Below are 16,070 nucleotides of genomic sequence, written 5' to 3' on the forward strand. Positions count from 1 at the left end.
TAAAGCGGTATGAAAATGGATTGAAGCCCGGGCCGTGGATTCTACTCAACTTTAGTCTTTCGAGAAAGCATTGGGATCCTGGGCTATTAAAAAGAAGATCTTTTTATTTAGAGATCTGTTCTATTGTGATCTCTTATTAGGATCGTGAACCTGTGTGGATAAGTCCGATCTCACAAAGAAGATCATGCAGTTAGAAAGGATCGTTTGCTGTGAATGATCGGTGATCCTGGACAGTATAAGCTGGGATCAGATCGCGACTTTATACACAGGTCAAAAACGATACAACAGTTGTTCTTTGGATAACTACGGGTTAATACGAGCTTTTAACCAGAGTTATCCACATCTGTTCGCGCGATCTTTAATCGTTTTTGAGTAAATTTTTCCATTCCGCGAGCCAGATCTCAGCTGGATCCTCCGGAATGTCATGATCGAGGATGTTGATCTTGAGCGTTTCACCCAGCTGTTTTGCTCCACAAGAGGTAACAGCGGCTTCAACTTTCTCTATTGCCCCGCAAAAGGTGTCATATTCACGACTGCCGATCCCCACCGCGCCAAAACGGACGTTTGACAGGTCGGGCTGCTGTTCCAGCAGTTCGTCATATAAAGGTTGCAGGTTATCCGGCAGATCGCCCGCGCCGTGCGTGGAGGTGATCAGCAGCCAGACCCCGTCAGTCGGGAGATCTTCAAGCAACGGACCGTGCAGGGTTTCCGTAGAAAAGCCCGCATCTTCCAGCTTTTCAGCCAGGTGTTCCGCTACGTATTCCGCACCACCAAGGGTGCTGCCGCTGATAAGGGTAATGTCCGCCATTGATCGCTCGCCCAGATAAAGAGACGGCCATTGTACGCTGTGAACGAGCTGGGATCTACCTGTGGAAAATGTGGGAATGAATTTGCCCGATCACGGGCGGATGGTACGCATGATCGGGTTTTGCAGGGAGATCAGCGTCTCGGTGGACTGAATTTCATCGATTGTTTGGATCTTGTTGATAAGTACCTGCTGGAGGGCGTCGATGGATCGGCACATGACTTTAATAAAGATGCTGTAATGCCCGGTGGTGTAATACGCCTCTGTGACTTCATCCAGCGCGTTCAGCTTCGCCAGAGCGGAAGGGTAGTCTTTGGCGCTTTTAAGAATGATGCCGATGAAGCAGCAGACGTCGTAACCGAGATGTTTAGGACTGACGTCAATGCGTGCGCCGGTAATGATCCCCGCCTGCTTCATCTTCTCTACGCGGACGTGAATGGTCCCGGGGCTGACGCCAAACTGTTTTGCCAGTTCGGCGTAGGCGGTACGGGCATTGGCCATTAACGCCTCCAGGATGCCGCGGTCGAGATTGTCGATCTGATAATTTTCCATAGCTTTTTCTTATGAAGATTAATGAATCACTCTATTCTAGCGTTTAATTTTATCGAATCAAAAGTTAAGGTGGCTTTTTGTTGATGAGTTATTGAATATGGTGCCGTTTCTGTTGCTTAATCAATATCAACAGGACGCAGGAGTATAAATAATGAAAACCGCTTACATCGCCAAACAACGCCAGATCAGTTTCGTAAAATCCCATTTTTCCCGCCAGCTGGAAGAGAAGCTTGGCCTTATTGAAGTTCAGGCGCCGATTCTGAGCCGCGTGGGTGACGGGACGCAGGATAACCTCTCTGGATGCGAAAAAGCGGTACAGGTGAAAGTGAAAACACTGCCAGACGCTCAGTTCGAAGTGGTTCATTCACTGGCGAAGTGGAAGCGTCAAACCCTGGGACAGCACGACTTCAGCGCGGGCGAAGGGCTTTACACGCACATGAAAGCCCTTCGTCCCGATGAAGACCGCCTTTCACCGATTCATTCCGTTTACGTTGACCAGTGGGACTGGGAGCGCGTAATGGGTGATGGTGAACGTCACGTCGGCACGCTGAAATCCACCGTTGAGGCGATCTACGCCGGGATCAAAGCAACCGAAGCGGCCGTGAGCAAAGAGTTTGGTCTGGCGCCGTTCCTGCCGGATACGATCCACTTTGTTCACAGCCAGGCGCTGCTGAGCCGCTTCCCGGATCTCGATGCTAAAGGCCGCGAGCGTGCGATCGCCAAAGAATTAGGTGCAGTATTCCTGATCGGTATCGGCGGCAAACTGTCTGATGGCAAACGCCACGACGTTCGCGCGCCGGATTATGATGACTGGAGCACTGCGGGTGAGGGCGAATTTGCCGGGCTGAACGGCGATATTCTGGTGTGGAACCCGGTACTGGAAGACGCATTCGAGCTCTCTTCTATGGGGATCCGCGTGGATGCTGACGCGCTGAAGCGCCAGCTGGCGGTCACCGGCGATGAAGATCGTCTCAAACTCGAGTGGCACCAGGCGCTGCTGCGCGGTGAAATGCCTCAGACTATCGGCGGTGGTATCGGCCAGTCCCGTCTGACCATGCTGCTGCTGCAATTACCCCATATCGGTCAGGTTCAGTGTGGCGTCTGGCCGCAGCAGGTACGTGAAAGCGTCGGTTCTCTTCTGTAATTAACGCTGCCAGCGTCTGAGCAGGCGGCTACGCAGCCCGGTATCAAAGCGCCAGATATGATCGAAGATGCGCATGATGCCGGGTTTTCCATGGGCTGACATCGCCACCGCATGAAATCGGTGCTGGTGCACCCGCTGTAACTCCTTCACCTTATTCACCACGTCATCCGGCAGCCGCTGGGCAATAAAATCGGAAATCACCACCGCGTCAGCGTCATACCAGTCGCCTCCCTGCATACGCTCCACAATGCTGCGAAAGCAGCTGGCCAGATCCGTGCCGCCGCGAAAGCGCTGGCTCAGGAAGCGGATTGCCTGCTCGATACCCTGCTGATTCGTCAGCTCATAGCCCACCACCTCGCTGGAGAAGAGCATGATGAAGCAGCGACGACGATCGGCCAGCGCCACGCGCATCAGTGCCAGACAGAACGCCTTCGCGCACTGCTCGTTAAACCCGCCCATCGAACCGGACGTATCCACGCAAACAATGAATGGCCCGCGCGGCTGTTCATCAAAATCCTGATGGACGACCGGCCGTTGGCTGACTTTCTCACGCCAGGCTTCGCCGTGCAGTCGGTAGGTGAGAAGCTGTTTTTCCACCAGCCGACGATAGAACTCATACTCCAGCTCGGTCATCCCCAGCGTGCTCAGTTCCGTGGGCAGCAGGCGTAAAATGTCATCGCTCTGCTGGAGCCCGTCGACCTGCTCCGGCACGGTAGCCGGTTCGCGCACCAGGGTGCGGAAGGTTTCCATCGGGGCATCTTTCTTTGGGACCGACTTTGCCTCCCTTGAGCGACCCAGCTGTTCAGCAAGCTTCATCAGTTCGGGCTGCTGCGCCAGAAAATCGCCGTATTTGACGATCAGCTGATAATCCCCGCGCCGGAGCTGACCTGCGCTCATATCCCAGAGACGTCCTGCGGCGTTTTCATTCTCCACCAGCACCTGTTCTAGCTGGCCGCTCAGCGTCATCCGTTCCTGAACTTCACTGAGCAGCTGTTCACGCTCTTCGTCCAGCAGCTGCTGGTTCAGCGTTGTGGCCTGAACCACCAGGCTGAGGCGCCAGCGCTGTAGGAACAGGGTATGCAGCGCCGGGGTAAAAGTGGCGTTATCCGTAACCAGCGCCCGCGCCTGGCTGGCAAACGGAGAGTGGACTTTATCAAGCAGCGTAAGGGTTTGCGGCAGCTGGACGATAAACTGCGGTGTCGACAGCCGTTGGCACTGCTGATAGCTGGCGACCTCCTCCGTCAATTCAGGCGGGACTTCCGTCTCCTTAAACCGCTGGCGAAGGTTATCGCGCCAGCGCGGAAGATCGTCCGTCATCGCCTTTTTAAGCTTTGGAAATTTTTCAAAAAACGCCGCCAGCTGCGGCGACGCCAGAAGGGTAATGACCACTTCTTCGATCAACCCCTCCTCGCTGACGGCCAGCATGACGTTAAGCGTATCCAGCGTTAGCATTGACGCGCCTGTTTGATCTGCGCGCTGACGTCCTGCAGGCTGGCTTCGATGCGGCCTAACCAGTCGCTATGAATAAAGAGGCATTTTTGCTGCTCGCTAAAGCGGGTGTGCTGCTGATGCCATTCGGTATCCAGCGCTTCCAGCTGCTGCTTAATCTCTTCCGGCACGCTGTCAGAGGCGGTGCCCGGAAGCGCAAGACGCGATCCCTGGAGGCTGACGTCGCGGATCACCAGGTGCTGGCTGCTGTCCACTTCCATATTCAGCGGCTGCGCGAAACCAATGCCGTTGAGTTTTCCTCGGATCTCTCCGCCCTTATCCAGCCACTGCGCCAGCGCCTCGCGCTCAATCGTAATGTGCACCACCTGCATATCATGCAGTTTAAGCGGCTGCTGGAGCAGCAGCGTTAGCGTTGCGCCGGTCAGATCCGCAGGAAGCTCGTAGTGCGGTTTGCGGGCGAACATGCCCCCAAGGCGATTCACTTTCAGCGCGGTTTTATCACTTTGCTGCTGCTGGAGCTGGATGCGCCGCTGAGCAATCGCTCCCAGCTGAGTGAGCATTGCCTGCTGTCCCCAGGCGTGTCCGGTCATCAAAACGTCAAGCTGCTGCTGCATCAGGTTCATGCCCTCTGCATCGTGCCAGAGGCAATCTTTTAGCAGGATCAGATCGATTGGCGCGACGGCATCACGGCCGCTGAACAGGGCGCTCGCCTGCAGCAGGCGGATCGCTTTTTTCCACCGGCGATCGGAGACATAGGGCGCTGAAGGAATGAGATCAAGCTGCTGGCGCAGCAGATAGATCAGCTCGAAGACGGCGTCTGGCAGTTTGATTTTGCCGATATCCTGCTGCCACTGGTGATACTCCTCATCCGTCACCTGCAGCGAAGCGGATACCGGGTTTTCACTTTCATCCTGCTGGCTGACCAGCATGGAGCGGAAGTTGGACTTATCCTGCACTTTGTCCAGCCACAGGCGGATAAGCATACGGTCATACAGCGCTTCCAGACTGCTGTCGGCTTCAGGCAGTTCGTTAGAGGCGGCCACCAGCAGGCGCATCGGGATTTTCTCTTCACTGGCGCCGTTACGGAACCGACGTTCGTTTATCGCCGTGAGCAGGGTGTTCAGAATAGCCGGCCCCGCTTTCCAGATCTCATCGAGAAAAACAATCTCAGCCTCCGGAAGATACCCTTCTGTCAGACGCTGATAGCGCCCCTCATCTTTCAATGCCTGAATGGAGAGCGGACCAAAAACTTCTTCTGGGGTGGAAAACCGGGTCATGAGATATTCGAAGGCGCGGGCGTTCTGAAAAGCAAATTTCAGCCTGCGGGCAATCAGGCTTTTGGCAATGCCCGGCGGTCCCAGCAAAAACACGCTCTCACCGCTCAACGCCGCCAGTAAGCAGAGGCGGATGGCGTGGCTACGCTCGAAAAGGCCTTTTTCCAGCGCGCTGCTGAGGCGGGAAATTCTTTCTGCTAATAAATGTGAGTGAGCCATAATAGTTTTGCATCCTTTCGCCGTCGTGGCGGCCAATTGAAGCGAGTATAGACGTTTCAGTCAGGGCTGGTAATAGACTGAAGTGCGGCGCAATTTTCTTTGCGCTACATTAATGCGGTTGCATTTAGGGGTACGATTTTGCAATGAATCGTGCATACTGTGCGCTTTTTGTGGGCCAAGGGACCGGGAACACATTTGTTATTTAAACGAAAAGACTAGTCTATGAGCACTGATAATAAGCAATCATTACCCGCAATAACGCTTGCGGCGATCGGGGTTGTCTACGGTGATATCGGCACCAGCCCGCTTTATACGCTTCGTGAATGTCTGTCCGGCCAGTTTGGTTTTGGTGTTGAACGCGATGCCGTGTTTGGCTTCCTGTCCCTCATTTTCTGGCTGCTGATCCTGGTGGTTTCCGTTAAATATCTCTCCTTCGTTATGCGTGCTGATAACGCAGGTGAAGGTGGGATCCTGACCCTGATGTCTCTTGCCGGGCGTAATACCTCGGCCAGGATGACCTCTGTGCTGGTCATTATCGGCCTGATTGGCGGCAGTTTCTTCTACGGGGAAGTGGTGATAACGCCGGCTATCTCGGTGCTGTCGGCGATTGAGGGGCTGGAGATTATCGCTCCGCAGCTCGATTCATGGGTGGTTCCGCTGGCCATTATTGTCCTGACGCTGCTGTTCATGATCCAGAAGCACGGTACAGGGCTGGTGGGCAAACTGTTCGCGCCGATTATGCTGGCCTGGTTCCTGATCCTGGCGGCGCTTGGCTTGCGCAGCATTATTGCGAACCCGGAAGTGCTGCATGCGCTGAACCCTTACTGGGCGGTGCATTTCTTCCTCGAATACAAAGTGGTTTCCTTCGTGGCGCTGGGGGCCGTCGTGCTTTCCATCACCGGTGTGGAAGCGCTGTATGCTGACATGGGCCACTTCGGGAAACTGCCTATCCGCGTGGCATGGTTTATTGTGGTGCTGCCGTCGCTGGTGCTGAACTATTTCGGTCAGGGCGCGCTGTTGCTTAAAAACCCGGAAGCGATCAAGAACCCGTTCTTCCTGCTGGCGCCTGACTGGGCGCTGGTGCCGATGCTGATCCTGGCGACGCTGGCGACAGTCATTGCCTCCCAGGCGGTGATTTCCGGCGTGTTTTCTCTGACGCGCCAGGCCGTGCGTCTGGGGTATCTGTCACCGATGCGCATCATCCATACCTCAGAGATGGAGTCGGGTCAGATCTACATCCCGTTCGTTAACTGGCTCCTCTATTTCGCTGTTGTTATTGTTATCGTCAGCTTCGAGCACTCCAGTAACCTGGCTGCAGCGTACGGTATTGCGGTAACCGGTACGATGGTGCTGACATCGCTTCTCTCCACCACGGTGGCGTACCGAAACTGGCACTGGAATAAATTCCTCGTGGCGATGATTCTGGTGGGCTTCCTGTGTATCGACGTGCCGCTGTTCTCAGCGAACCTCGATAAAATTGTCTCCGGTGGCTGGCTGCCGCTGACGCTGGGTCTGGTGATGTTCATCGTCATGACCACCTGGAAAAGCGAGCGTTTCCGCCTGCTGCGCCGCATGCACGAGCACGGCAATTCTCTGGAGGCGATGATCGCTTCTCTGGAGAAATCCCCGCCGGTCCGCGTGCCGGGTACTGCGGTATATATGTCACGCGCGCTGAACGTCATTCCGTTCGCGCTGATGCATAACCTCAAGCACAACAAGGTGCTGCACGAGCGGGTGATCCTGCTGACGCTGCGCACCGAAGATGCGCCGTATGTTCACAACGTGCGTCGCGTGCAGATCGAGCAGCTGTCGCCGACCTTCTGGCGCGTGGTGGCAAGCTACGGCTGGCGCGAAACGCCAAACGTGGAAGAGGTGTTCCATCGCTGCGGCCTGGAAGGACTGAGCTGCCGGATGATGGAGACGTCGTTCTTTATGTCGCACGAGTCGCTGATCATCGGCAAGCGCCCGTGGTATCTGCGCCTGCGCGGCAAGCTGTACCTCATCCTGCAGCGTAACGCCCTGCGCGCGCCTGACCAGTTTGAGATCCCGCCTAACCGCGTCATTGAGCTGGGGACGCAGGTCGAGATCTAATCCCTTCTGAAAATGCCGGGTGGCGCTTCGCTTACCCGGCCTACCAAACCCCTCGCCAACCCACAATAATTGTCTCTGCATTTCACTTAGCGAAACGTTTCGACGTCGATCACAAATCTGTTACGTCATGATGGTTTTCTGAACATTCTTGAGATTAAACTGATGTCAGCGAAACGTTTCGCTAGTGGAGCAAGAAAATGAAGAAAGGCACGGTACTCAACTCAGAAATCTCATCGGTTATTTCCCGTCTTGGGCATACCGATACGCTGGTGGTTTGCGATGCAGGCTTACCGGTTCCGCGCAGCACAACCCGTATCGATATGGCGTTAACGCAGGGTGTACCCTCGTTTATGCAGGTACTGGATGTGGTGACCGCGGAGATGCAGGTTGAGGCGGCCATTCTCGCGGCGGAAATAAAACAACATAATCCGCAACTCCACGAAACGTTGCTCAGCCATATTGAGCAACTGCAACAACACCAGGGAAACACCATAGAAATTCGTTACACGACGCACGAACAGTTCAAACAACAAACCGCAGACAGTCAGGCGGTGATTCGCAGCGGGGAGTGTTCCCCGTATGCGAATATCATTCTCTGTGCTGGCGTCACCTTCTGAGGCCATCATGGACGCATTACTGCAACTCAAAGGGATCGATAAGTCGTTCCCGGGCGTAAAAGCCCTCTCCGGCGCGGCGCTGAACGTCTACCCCGGGCGCGTGATGGCGCTGGTGGGCGAAAACGGTGCCGGCAAATCCACCATGATGAAAGTGCTGACCGGTATCTACCAACGCGATGCCGGTTCACTCGTCTGGCTGGGGAAAGAGACTACCTTCAACGGTCCGAAATCCTCTCAGGAAGCGGGTATCGGTATTATTCACCAGGAGTTGAACCTCATTCCTCAGCTCACCATTGCGGAAAACATCTTCCTCGGCCGCGAGTTTGTTAACCGGTTCGGCAAAATCGACTGGAAAACCATGTACGCCGAAGCGGACAAGCTGCTGGCGAAGCTGAACCTGCGCTTTAAGAGCGACCGCCTGGTAGGCGATCTGTCCATTGGCGATCAGCAGATGGTGGAAATCGCGAAGGTGCTGAGCTTTGAGTCGAAGGTCATCATTATGGATGAACCGACCGACGCCCTGACCGATACCGAAACCGAATCCCTGTTCCGCGTGATCCGCGAGCTGAAATCGCAGGGGCGCGGGATTGTCTATATCTCTCACCGCATGAAAGAGATCTTCGAAATCTGCGATGACGTCACAGTCTTCCGCGACGGGCAGTTTATTGCCGAGCGCGAAGTCGCCACGCTGACCGAAGATACGCTCATCGAAATGATGGTGGGACGCAAGCTCGAAGATCAGTATCCGCATCTGGAGAAAGCGCCGGGTGAGATCCGCCTGAAGGTGGACAACCTCTGCGGTCCGGGTGTGAACGACGTGACCTTTACCCTGCGCCAGGGCGAGATCCTGGGCGTGGCGGGCCTGATGGGGGCCGGACGTACCGAGCTGATGAAAGTGTTGTACGGCGCACTGCCGCGCACCAGCGGTTATGTCACCCTCGACGGTCATGAAGTGGTCACCCGCTCTCCGCAGGATGGTCTGGCTAACGGCATCGTTTATATCTCCGAAGACCGCAAACGCGACGGCCTGGTGCTGGGGATGTCGGTTAAAGAGAACATGTCCCTGACGGCGCTGCGCAATTTCAGCCATAGCGGCGGTAGCCTGAAGCATAAAGATGAGCAGCAGGCGGTCAGCGATTTTATCCGTCTCTTTAACGTCAAAACCCCGTCGATGGAGCAGGCGATTGGCCTGTTGTCCGGCGGTAATCAGCAGAAAGTGGCGATTGCGCGCGGACTGATGACGCGTCCGAAAGTGTTAATCCTCGACGAGCCAACCCGCGGCGTAGACGTGGGCGCGAAGAAAGAGATCTACCAGCTGATTAACCAGTTCAAGGCCGACGGTCTGAGCATCATTCTGGTCTCTTCCGAGATGCCAGAAGTATTAGGCATGAGCGATCGCATTATCGTCATGCATGAAGGGCATCTCGGCGGTGAATTCACTCGCGAGCAGGCCACCCAGGAAGTTCTGATGGCTGCCGCTGTGGGCAAGCTTAATCGCGTGAATCAGGAGTAAGAAGATGACTACCCAGGCTGTTTCTGGTCGCCGCTATTTCACAAAGGCATGGCTGATGGAACAAAAATCGCTGATTGCCCTGCTGGTGCTGATCGCGATTGTGTCGACCATGAGCCCGAACTTTTTCACCGTTAATAACCTGTTCAACATTCTGCAGCAAACATCGGTGAACGCCATTATGGCGGTCGGCATGACGCTGGTGATTTTGACCTCAGGTATCGATCTGTCCGTCGGTTCCCTGCTGGCGCTCACCGGCGCGATCGCCGCTTCGATTGTCGGCATTGAAGTCAACGCGCTGGTGGCCGTGGCCGCTGCCCTGGCGGCAGGCGCGGCGATTGGTGCCGTAACCGGCGTGATTGTGGCAAAGGGCCGCGTTCAGGCGTTTATCGCCACGCTGGTGATGATGCTGCTGCTGCGCGGTGTGACCATGGTATACACCAACGGTAGCCCGGTTAATACCGGCTTTACCGATAACGCGGATCTGTTTGGCTGGTTCGGTATCGGTCGCCCGCTGGGTGTTCCGACCCCGGTCTGGATCATGGCTATCGTCTTCCTGGCGGCGTGGTACATGCTGCACCACACCCGTCTGGGCCGTTATATTTACGCGCTGGGCGGTAACGAAGCGGCAACGCGCCTGTCCGGTATCAGCGTTAATAAAGTCAAAATTATCGTTTACTCCCTGTGCGGTCTGCTGGCATCGCTGGCAGGTATCATCGAAGTGGCGCGCCTCTCTTCTGCGCAGCCGACGGCGGGTACGGGGTATGAGCTGGATGCTATCGCAGCAGTGGTTCTGGGCGGTACGAGTCTTGCGGGCGGTAAAGGTCGCATTGTTGGGACATTGATCGGCGCACTGATTCTCGGTTTCCTGAATAATGGTTTGAATTTGTTAGGTGTTTCCTCCTATTACCAGATGATCGTTAAGGCAGTGGTAATTTTGCTGGCGGTACTGGTAGACAACAAAAAACAGTAACTGACGACACTACAGGACATCTTAGATATGAACATGAAAAAACTGGCTACCCTGGTTTCTGCTGTCGCGCTGAGCGCAACCGTAAGTGCTAACGCCATGGCGAAAGATACCATCGCGCTGGTTGTCTCTACCCTGAACAACCCGTTCTTCGTCTCCCTGAAGGACGGTGCGCAGAAAGAAGCGGACAAACTGGGCTACAACCTGGTGGTGCTGGATTCACAGAACAACCCGGCGAAAGAGCTGGCTAACGTTCAGGACTTAACCGTTCGCGGCACCAAAATTCTGCTGATCAACCCAACCGATTCTGACGCCGTCGGTAACGCCGTTAAAATGGCAAACCAGGCGAAAATTCCGGTGATTACTCTGGACCGCCAGGCAACGAAAGGCGAAGTTGTTAGCCACATTGCGTCTGATAACGTGCTGGGCGGCAAAATCGCGGGTGATTACATCGCGAAGAAAGCCGGCGAAGGCGCGAAAGTTATCGAACTGCAGGGGATTGCCGGTACGTCCGCAGCCCGCGAGCGTGGTGAAGGCTTCCAGCAGGCTGTGGCTGCGCACAAATTTAACGTGCTGGCGAGCCAGCCAGCCGACTTTGACCGTACTAAAGGTCTGAACGTTATGCAGAACCTGCTGACCGCACACCCTGACGTGCAGGCGGTATTCGCGCAGAACGACGAAATGGCGCTGGGCGCGCTGCGTGCCCTGCAGACCGCAGGTAAATCTGATGTGATGGTTGTCGGATTTGACGGCACGCCGGATGGTGAAAAAGCAGTAAACGATGGCAAACTGGCTGCGACCATCGCTCAGCTGCCTGAGCAGATTGGCGCCACTGGCGTTGAAACTGCCGACAAAGTGCTGAAGGGCGAAAAAGTTCAGGCTAAATACCCAGTTGACCTGAAGCTGGTCATCAAGCAGTAAAAGGCGAATCAGGCAGTCGCTGGCTGCCTGAGGGGCACCAATAAAGAAAAGTGTGGCATACGCCACCGGGTAACACCGGTGGCGCTCTCAGATGGACAACCCAACCATGAAAACCGCAGGCAACCTCGTCGTCCTTGGCAGTATCAATGCCGATCACATTCTTAACCTTGAATCGTTCCCTGCACCGGGCGAAACCGTCACGGGTAACCAGTATCAGGTGGCATTTGGCGGTAAAGGTGCCAACCAGGCCGTCGCTGCTGGTCGCAGCGGGGCGAATATTGCGTTTATCGCCTGCACGGGTGATGACGATACCGGTGAGCGCGTACGCAAACAGCTGGCGAGCGACAACATTAACGTCGCACCGGTCAGCGTTGTTGCAGGGGAATCGACCGGCGTGGCGTTGATTTTCGTCAACGCTGAAGGTGAGAATGTCATCGGTATTCATGCGGGTGCTAACGCTGCGCTGACGACGGAGCGCGTAGAAGCGCAACGTGCCATCATCGCCGGAGCGGAAGCCCTGCTCATGCAACTGGAGTCACCGGTTGAAAGCGTGCTGGCTGCCGCGAAAATTGCGCATGAAAATCATACCACTGTCGTACTTAACCCGGCCCCGGCCCGTGTATTATCAGACGAGCTGCTGGCGCTGGTGGACATCATTACGCCGAACGAAACCGAAGCCGAAAAGCTGACGGGCATCCGCGTAGAAAATGATGACGATGCCGCGCGAGCCGCCCGTGCGCTGCATGATAAGGGCATCGGTACCGTGATTATCACCCTTGGTAGCCGTGGGGTGTGGGCAAGCGTCAATGGCGAAGGCCGTCGCGTGCCGGGCTTTAAGGTCAAAGCGATTGATACCATCGCAGCGGGAGATACCTTCAACGGTGCACTGGTCACCGCGCTGCTGGAAGGCAAGAGAATGGATGAGGCTATTCGCTTCGCACACGCTGCTGCCGCGATTGCGGTGACGCGCAAAGGCGCCCAGCCTTCCGTTCCGTGGCGTAAAGAGATCGATGAATTCTTAAGTCAGCAGGGGTAACGCTTGGCCACAATGAAAGATGTCGCCCGCATGGCGGGCGTTTCTACCTCGACGGTCTCCCACGTTATAAACAACGATCGCTTCGTCAGCGAGGCGATTCGTGAGAAAGTCGAAGCTGCGGTAAAAGAACTCAACTATGCGCCGTCTGCGCTGGCGCGCAGCCTTAAGCTCAACCAGACGCGCACTATCGGTATGCTGATCACCGCCAGTACCAACCCCTTTTATTCAGAACTGGTTCGCGGCGTGGAGCGCAGCTGCTTCGAGCGTGGCTACAGCCTGGTGCTGTGCAATACCGAGGGAGACGAGCAGCGCATGAATCGTAACCTGGAAACGCTGATGCAAAAACGCGTCGACGGGCTATTGCTGCTCTGCACCGAAACGCACCAGCCCTCGAAAGAGATCATCCAGCGCTATCCTTCGATTCCCACCGTGATGATGGACTGGGCGCCGTTCGACGGAACCAGCGATCTTATTCAGGATAACTCCCTGCTGGGCGGCGATATGGCGACTCAGTACCTGATTGATAAAGGACACACTCGCATTGCCTGTATTACGGGGCCGCTGGATAAAACCCCGGCGCGTTTGCGTCTGGAAGGGTATATCTCCGCCATGGAACGAGCTGGCCTTGCCATTCCTGATGGATACCGGATCACCGGCGACTTTGAGTTTAACGGCGGTTTCGAGGCAATGCAGAAACTGCTAACGCAAAAGCCGCGTCCGCAGGCGGTCTTTATTGGTAACGACGCGATGGCGTTTGGTGCCTATCAGGCGTTGTATCAGGCGGGGCTACGCGTGCCGGACGATATGGCGGTGATTGGCTATGACGATATCGAACTGGCCAGCTACATGACGCCGCCGCTGACCACTATTCATCAGCCGAAGGATGAACTGGGCGAGCTGGCCATCGATGTGTTGATCCACCGTATGGCGCAGCCCACGCTGCAACAGCAACGGCTGCAGCTTACTCCTGTTCTGATGGAACGCGGTTCGGTTTAGCTTTCTCTTTGTGACGCTCTTTAATCAGGTTTCGGCCGTCTTTTGGTTTTAACAGCATAAAGACCAGCGCCGATACCACGGTAAGTGCGCCCATGGTGATAAAGGTATAGTGGAACTGCTCAACGGTATTCGCGCTGTCAAAACCCTCATAAAACCTCAGCACCGCTGCACTCACGGCAACCCCTAAACTGATCGACAGCTGTTGCGTTACCGCCAGCACGCTGTTGCCGCTGCTTGCGTTCTCGTCAGTCAGGTCGGCGAGGGTGATGGTGTTCATCGACGTGAACTGCGTCGACATCGCCATGCCCAACACAAACAGCGGCAGGATCAGCATCCAGACGGGTAACGCGGCGGATTGTAGCGAGAACTGCGCAATCATCAGACCGATAAAGACCGTCACGCCGACCAGCGTCTTACGATAGCCAAACCAGCGCAGCACCTGTGTCACGGTTGATTTTGCCAGAATCGAGCCCATTGCCGTGGGCGCCATCATGCAGCCAGCAATCAGGGCCGGGTAGCCAAAACCCACCTGCAGCATCAATGGCATCAGGAACGGCACACAGCCCGTCCCCAAACGAGACGCAATGTTCCCTGCAATCCCAACGGAAAACGTTCGGGTATTAAAGAGCCCCAGGGAGATTAACGGCGTCGGGTGACGACGCGCGTGACGTATATAAAGAAGGAATAACAGAATACCGCCGAGGATAACGGAGAGCGCTAACCACGTCGCGACGATCTTCTCGCCAAACAGCTCCATCCCGCTGGAGAATAACACCAGGCTCAGGCCAAACAGGAAAAAGCCGCCCATATCGAAGCTGCGCCTTGGCGTGGTGAAGTTCGGCATATATTTGCGGGCATACAGCAGCCCCGCAACGCCAATTGGAATATTAATCAGGAAGATCCAGTGCCAGCTTGCCCAGGTGACAAACACGCCACCGAGTACCGGGCCAAGAATCGGGCCAACCAGGCCCGGCATGGTGACGAAGTTGAGTACGGGAAGCAGTTCGCTCCTGGGGTAGGCTCGCAGCAAGGCAAGGCGCGCCACCGGCATCATCATCGCGCCGCCAATGCCCTGCAATACGCGGAAGATAACCAGCTCCGTTAAGGATGAGGAGAGCGCACAGGCCAGCGATCCAAGCGTAAAGAGCGTGACGGCCAGCATGAAAACTCTGCGGGTGCCAAAGCGGTCGGCCAGCCAGCCGCTGACCGGAATTAACATTGCGACCGTCAGGGTGTAGCTGATGATGGCGGACTGCATCGCCAGCGGGGAGCGGTTAAGGCTTTGCGCTATAGCGGGAAGCGCTGTGTTGAGGATGGTGGCATCCAGTGCCTGCATAAAAAACGCCATGGCTGCAATCCACGGCAATCCGGCCATGCTGCGCGCTTTTTTCGTTGTCATTTATTTACCTGCTGGTGGGTTGGCGCGGCCAGCAATGCCTGGCACGCACTCAGGGCTCGCTGCCCGTCGCTTTCCTGGATTGCATCAACTATCGCCTGGTGCAAATCCAGTTTTACCACTTCGTTTTGTGTAATAGAGGTAAAGTAGGTGTGATACACCGAATGAAATAAAGAGGCAAAAGAGGTGAGGAACGGATTGGCGCTCATCATATAGATGTGTTCATGCCAGGCCATATCGACCTCAACCCAGCGTTCGCGGTTGAAGTGTTTTTTCAGGAACACCATCTCTTCCATCAATGCGTTAAGCTGCGCTTTCTGCTCTGCCGTTCCCAGCGTGGCGGCAAGCAGACATGCCTGAGGTTCAAGGCTGCTGCGCATCACCAGAAAGTGATCGACGACCTGATGAAAGTTATCTTCCGTCATCCACCAGGAGAGCAGCTCCTGATCGAGAAAATTCCAGTTACTCTGTGGCATCACGCGTGTGCCAATGCGAGGCCGTGGAAGCACCATACCTTTTGCCGTTAGGGTTTTCACCGCTTCGCGCACGGCGGTACGGCTCACCCCAAACTGCTCACCCAGCTCCATTTCACCCGGCAGGATGCTACCCGGGGGATATTTACCCGCTAAAATCCGCTGAGCCAGCTTTTCTGCCAGCACGTACGACAGGTTTTTTTGGGCGGCCAGCTGTTGTGCGCTTAATGGCATCGCTTTTATTCCTTAAAGATTCATGCTGATAATTATGCCACCTCGAATGTGATTGTGGTTGCAGATACATCAAATAGAACAATTTGTAGCTTGATTTCACCTCTGTTGGTGAAAAAAAACGCGGATGGAAACTTTTTTTAAATTTCCTCTTGTCACGTCGGAATAACTCCCTATAATGCGCCTCCACTGACACGGAACAACGGCACACACGCCGCCGGGTCAGCAGAGAAAAGCGAAATTAATCACTTGACTCTGAAGCGGGAAAGCGTAATATGCACACCCCGCGCCGCTGCGAAAAGCGAAGCGGCACTGCTCTTTAACAATTTATCAGACAATCTGTGTGGGCACTCAAAGTGACATGGATTCTTAATGTCTTCGGACAA

At 55.3% G+C, this 16,070-nt stretch carries 14 protein-coding genes; 8 read left to right on the plus strand and 6 right to left on the minus strand.

Annotated elements, in window-relative coordinates:
- Positions 1 to 358 precede the first annotated feature (358 nt).
- Both mioC and asnC read right to left on the minus strand, forming a co-directional pair.
- A complete protein-coding gene (gene mioC / locus QMN93_RS17395) occupies positions 359 to 808 on the minus strand; it encodes an FMN-binding protein MioC (RefSeq protein ID WP_023309786.1) in 450 nt (149 codons plus the stop codon).
- Positions 809 to 898: 90 nt separating this feature from the next.
- Positions 899 to 1,357 (minus strand): transcriptional regulator AsnC, encoded by a 459-nt coding sequence (gene asnC / locus QMN93_RS17400; RefSeq protein WP_023333916.1) that lies wholly within the window; start codon positions 1,355 to 1,357, stop codon positions 899 to 901.
- 151 nt (positions 1,358 to 1,508) lie between these two features.
- Between asnC and asnA the strand changes: the two genes are divergently transcribed.
- Positions 1,509 to 2,501, plus strand: coding sequence for an aspartate--ammonia ligase (gene asnA / locus QMN93_RS17405; protein WP_045888253.1), 993 nt, complete (start codon positions 1,509 to 1,511; stop codon positions 2,499 to 2,501).
- Here the strand turns inward: asnA and viaA are convergent, their stop codons facing one another.
- On the minus strand, positions 2,502 to 3,953 hold the full coding sequence (viaA, locus tag QMN93_RS17410; protein WP_058842016.1) for an ATPase RavA stimulator ViaA: 1,452 nt from the start codon (positions 3,951 to 3,953) through the stop codon (positions 2,502 to 2,504).
- Positions 3,947 to 5,443 (minus strand): ATPase RavA, encoded by a 1,497-nt coding sequence (gene ravA / locus QMN93_RS17415; RefSeq protein WP_182382858.1) that lies wholly within the window; start codon positions 5,441 to 5,443, stop codon positions 3,947 to 3,949. The genes viaA and ravA overlap by 7 nt, the downstream gene beginning before the upstream one ends.
- 222 nt (positions 5,444 to 5,665) lie before the next feature.
- Here ravA and kup point away from each other — a divergent pair, with 222 nt between their 5' ends.
- The 7 genes from kup (at position 5,666) to rbsR (ending at position 13,584) form a co-directional block, all read left to right on the plus strand.
- A complete protein-coding gene (gene kup, locus QMN93_RS17420) occupies positions 5,666 to 7,534 on the plus strand; it encodes a low affinity potassium transporter Kup (protein ID WP_023309781.1) in 1,869 nt (622 codons plus the stop codon).
- Positions 7,535 to 7,731: 197 nt separating this feature from the next.
- Positions 7,732 to 8,151, plus strand: a complete 420-nt coding sequence (gene rbsD / locus QMN93_RS17425; RefSeq protein WP_032662094.1) for a D-ribose pyranase — start codon at positions 7,732 to 7,734, stop codon at positions 8,149 to 8,151.
- 7 nt (positions 8,152 to 8,158) lie between these two features.
- Entirely contained in the window at positions 8,159 to 9,664 is a 1,506-nt protein-coding gene (rbsA, locus tag QMN93_RS17430) for a ribose ABC transporter ATP-binding protein RbsA (protein WP_193140230.1), read from the plus strand.
- A 4-nt stretch (positions 9,665 to 9,668) separates the two neighbouring features.
- A complete protein-coding gene (gene rbsC, locus QMN93_RS17435) occupies positions 9,669 to 10,634 on the plus strand; it encodes a ribose ABC transporter permease (protein WP_006808742.1) in 966 nt (321 codons plus the stop codon).
- Between the two features lie 27 nt (positions 10,635 to 10,661).
- Complete coding sequence (gene rbsB, locus QMN93_RS17440; RefSeq protein ID WP_010426610.1) at positions 10,662 to 11,552, plus strand: ribose ABC transporter substrate-binding protein RbsB; 891 nt, start codon at positions 10,662 to 10,664, stop codon at positions 11,550 to 11,552.
- Between the two features lie 106 nt (positions 11,553 to 11,658).
- Positions 11,659 to 12,588: a ribokinase gene (gene rbsK / locus QMN93_RS17445; protein ID WP_064673041.1), complete on the plus strand. Its 930-nt coding sequence runs from the start codon at positions 11,659 to 11,661 to the stop codon at positions 12,586 to 12,588.
- Positions 12,589 to 12,591: 3 nt separating this feature from the next.
- Entirely contained in the window at positions 12,592 to 13,584 is a 993-nt protein-coding gene (gene rbsR / locus QMN93_RS17450; RefSeq protein WP_182382859.1) for a ribose operon transcriptional repressor RbsR, read from the plus strand.
- On the opposite strand, the gene mdtD is transcribed toward rbsR, so the two are convergent.
- Together mdtD and QMN93_RS17460 are read right to left on the minus strand one after the other, a co-directional pair.
- On the minus strand, positions 13,550 to 14,983 hold the full coding sequence (gene mdtD, locus QMN93_RS17455; protein WP_033144368.1) for a multidrug transporter subunit MdtD: 1,434 nt from the start codon (positions 14,981 to 14,983) through the stop codon (positions 13,550 to 13,552). The two genes, rbsR and mdtD, sit on opposite strands and share 35 nt — an antisense overlap.
- The gene (locus QMN93_RS17460) at positions 14,980 to 15,687 is read right to left on the minus strand and encodes a FadR/GntR family transcriptional regulator (RefSeq protein WP_033144369.1); all 708 of its coding nucleotides are present in this window, start codon (positions 15,685 to 15,687) and stop codon (positions 14,980 to 14,982) included. The genes mdtD and QMN93_RS17460 overlap by 4 nt, the downstream gene beginning before the upstream one ends.
- Between the last annotated feature and the right edge of the window lie 383 nt (positions 15,688 to 16,070).

This window comes from Enterobacter sp. R-1.6.2 (genome assembly GCF_035064085.1).
Taxonomy (GTDB): domain Bacteria; phylum Pseudomonadota; class Gammaproteobacteria; order Enterobacterales; family Enterobacteriaceae; genus Enterobacter; species Enterobacter asburiae_B.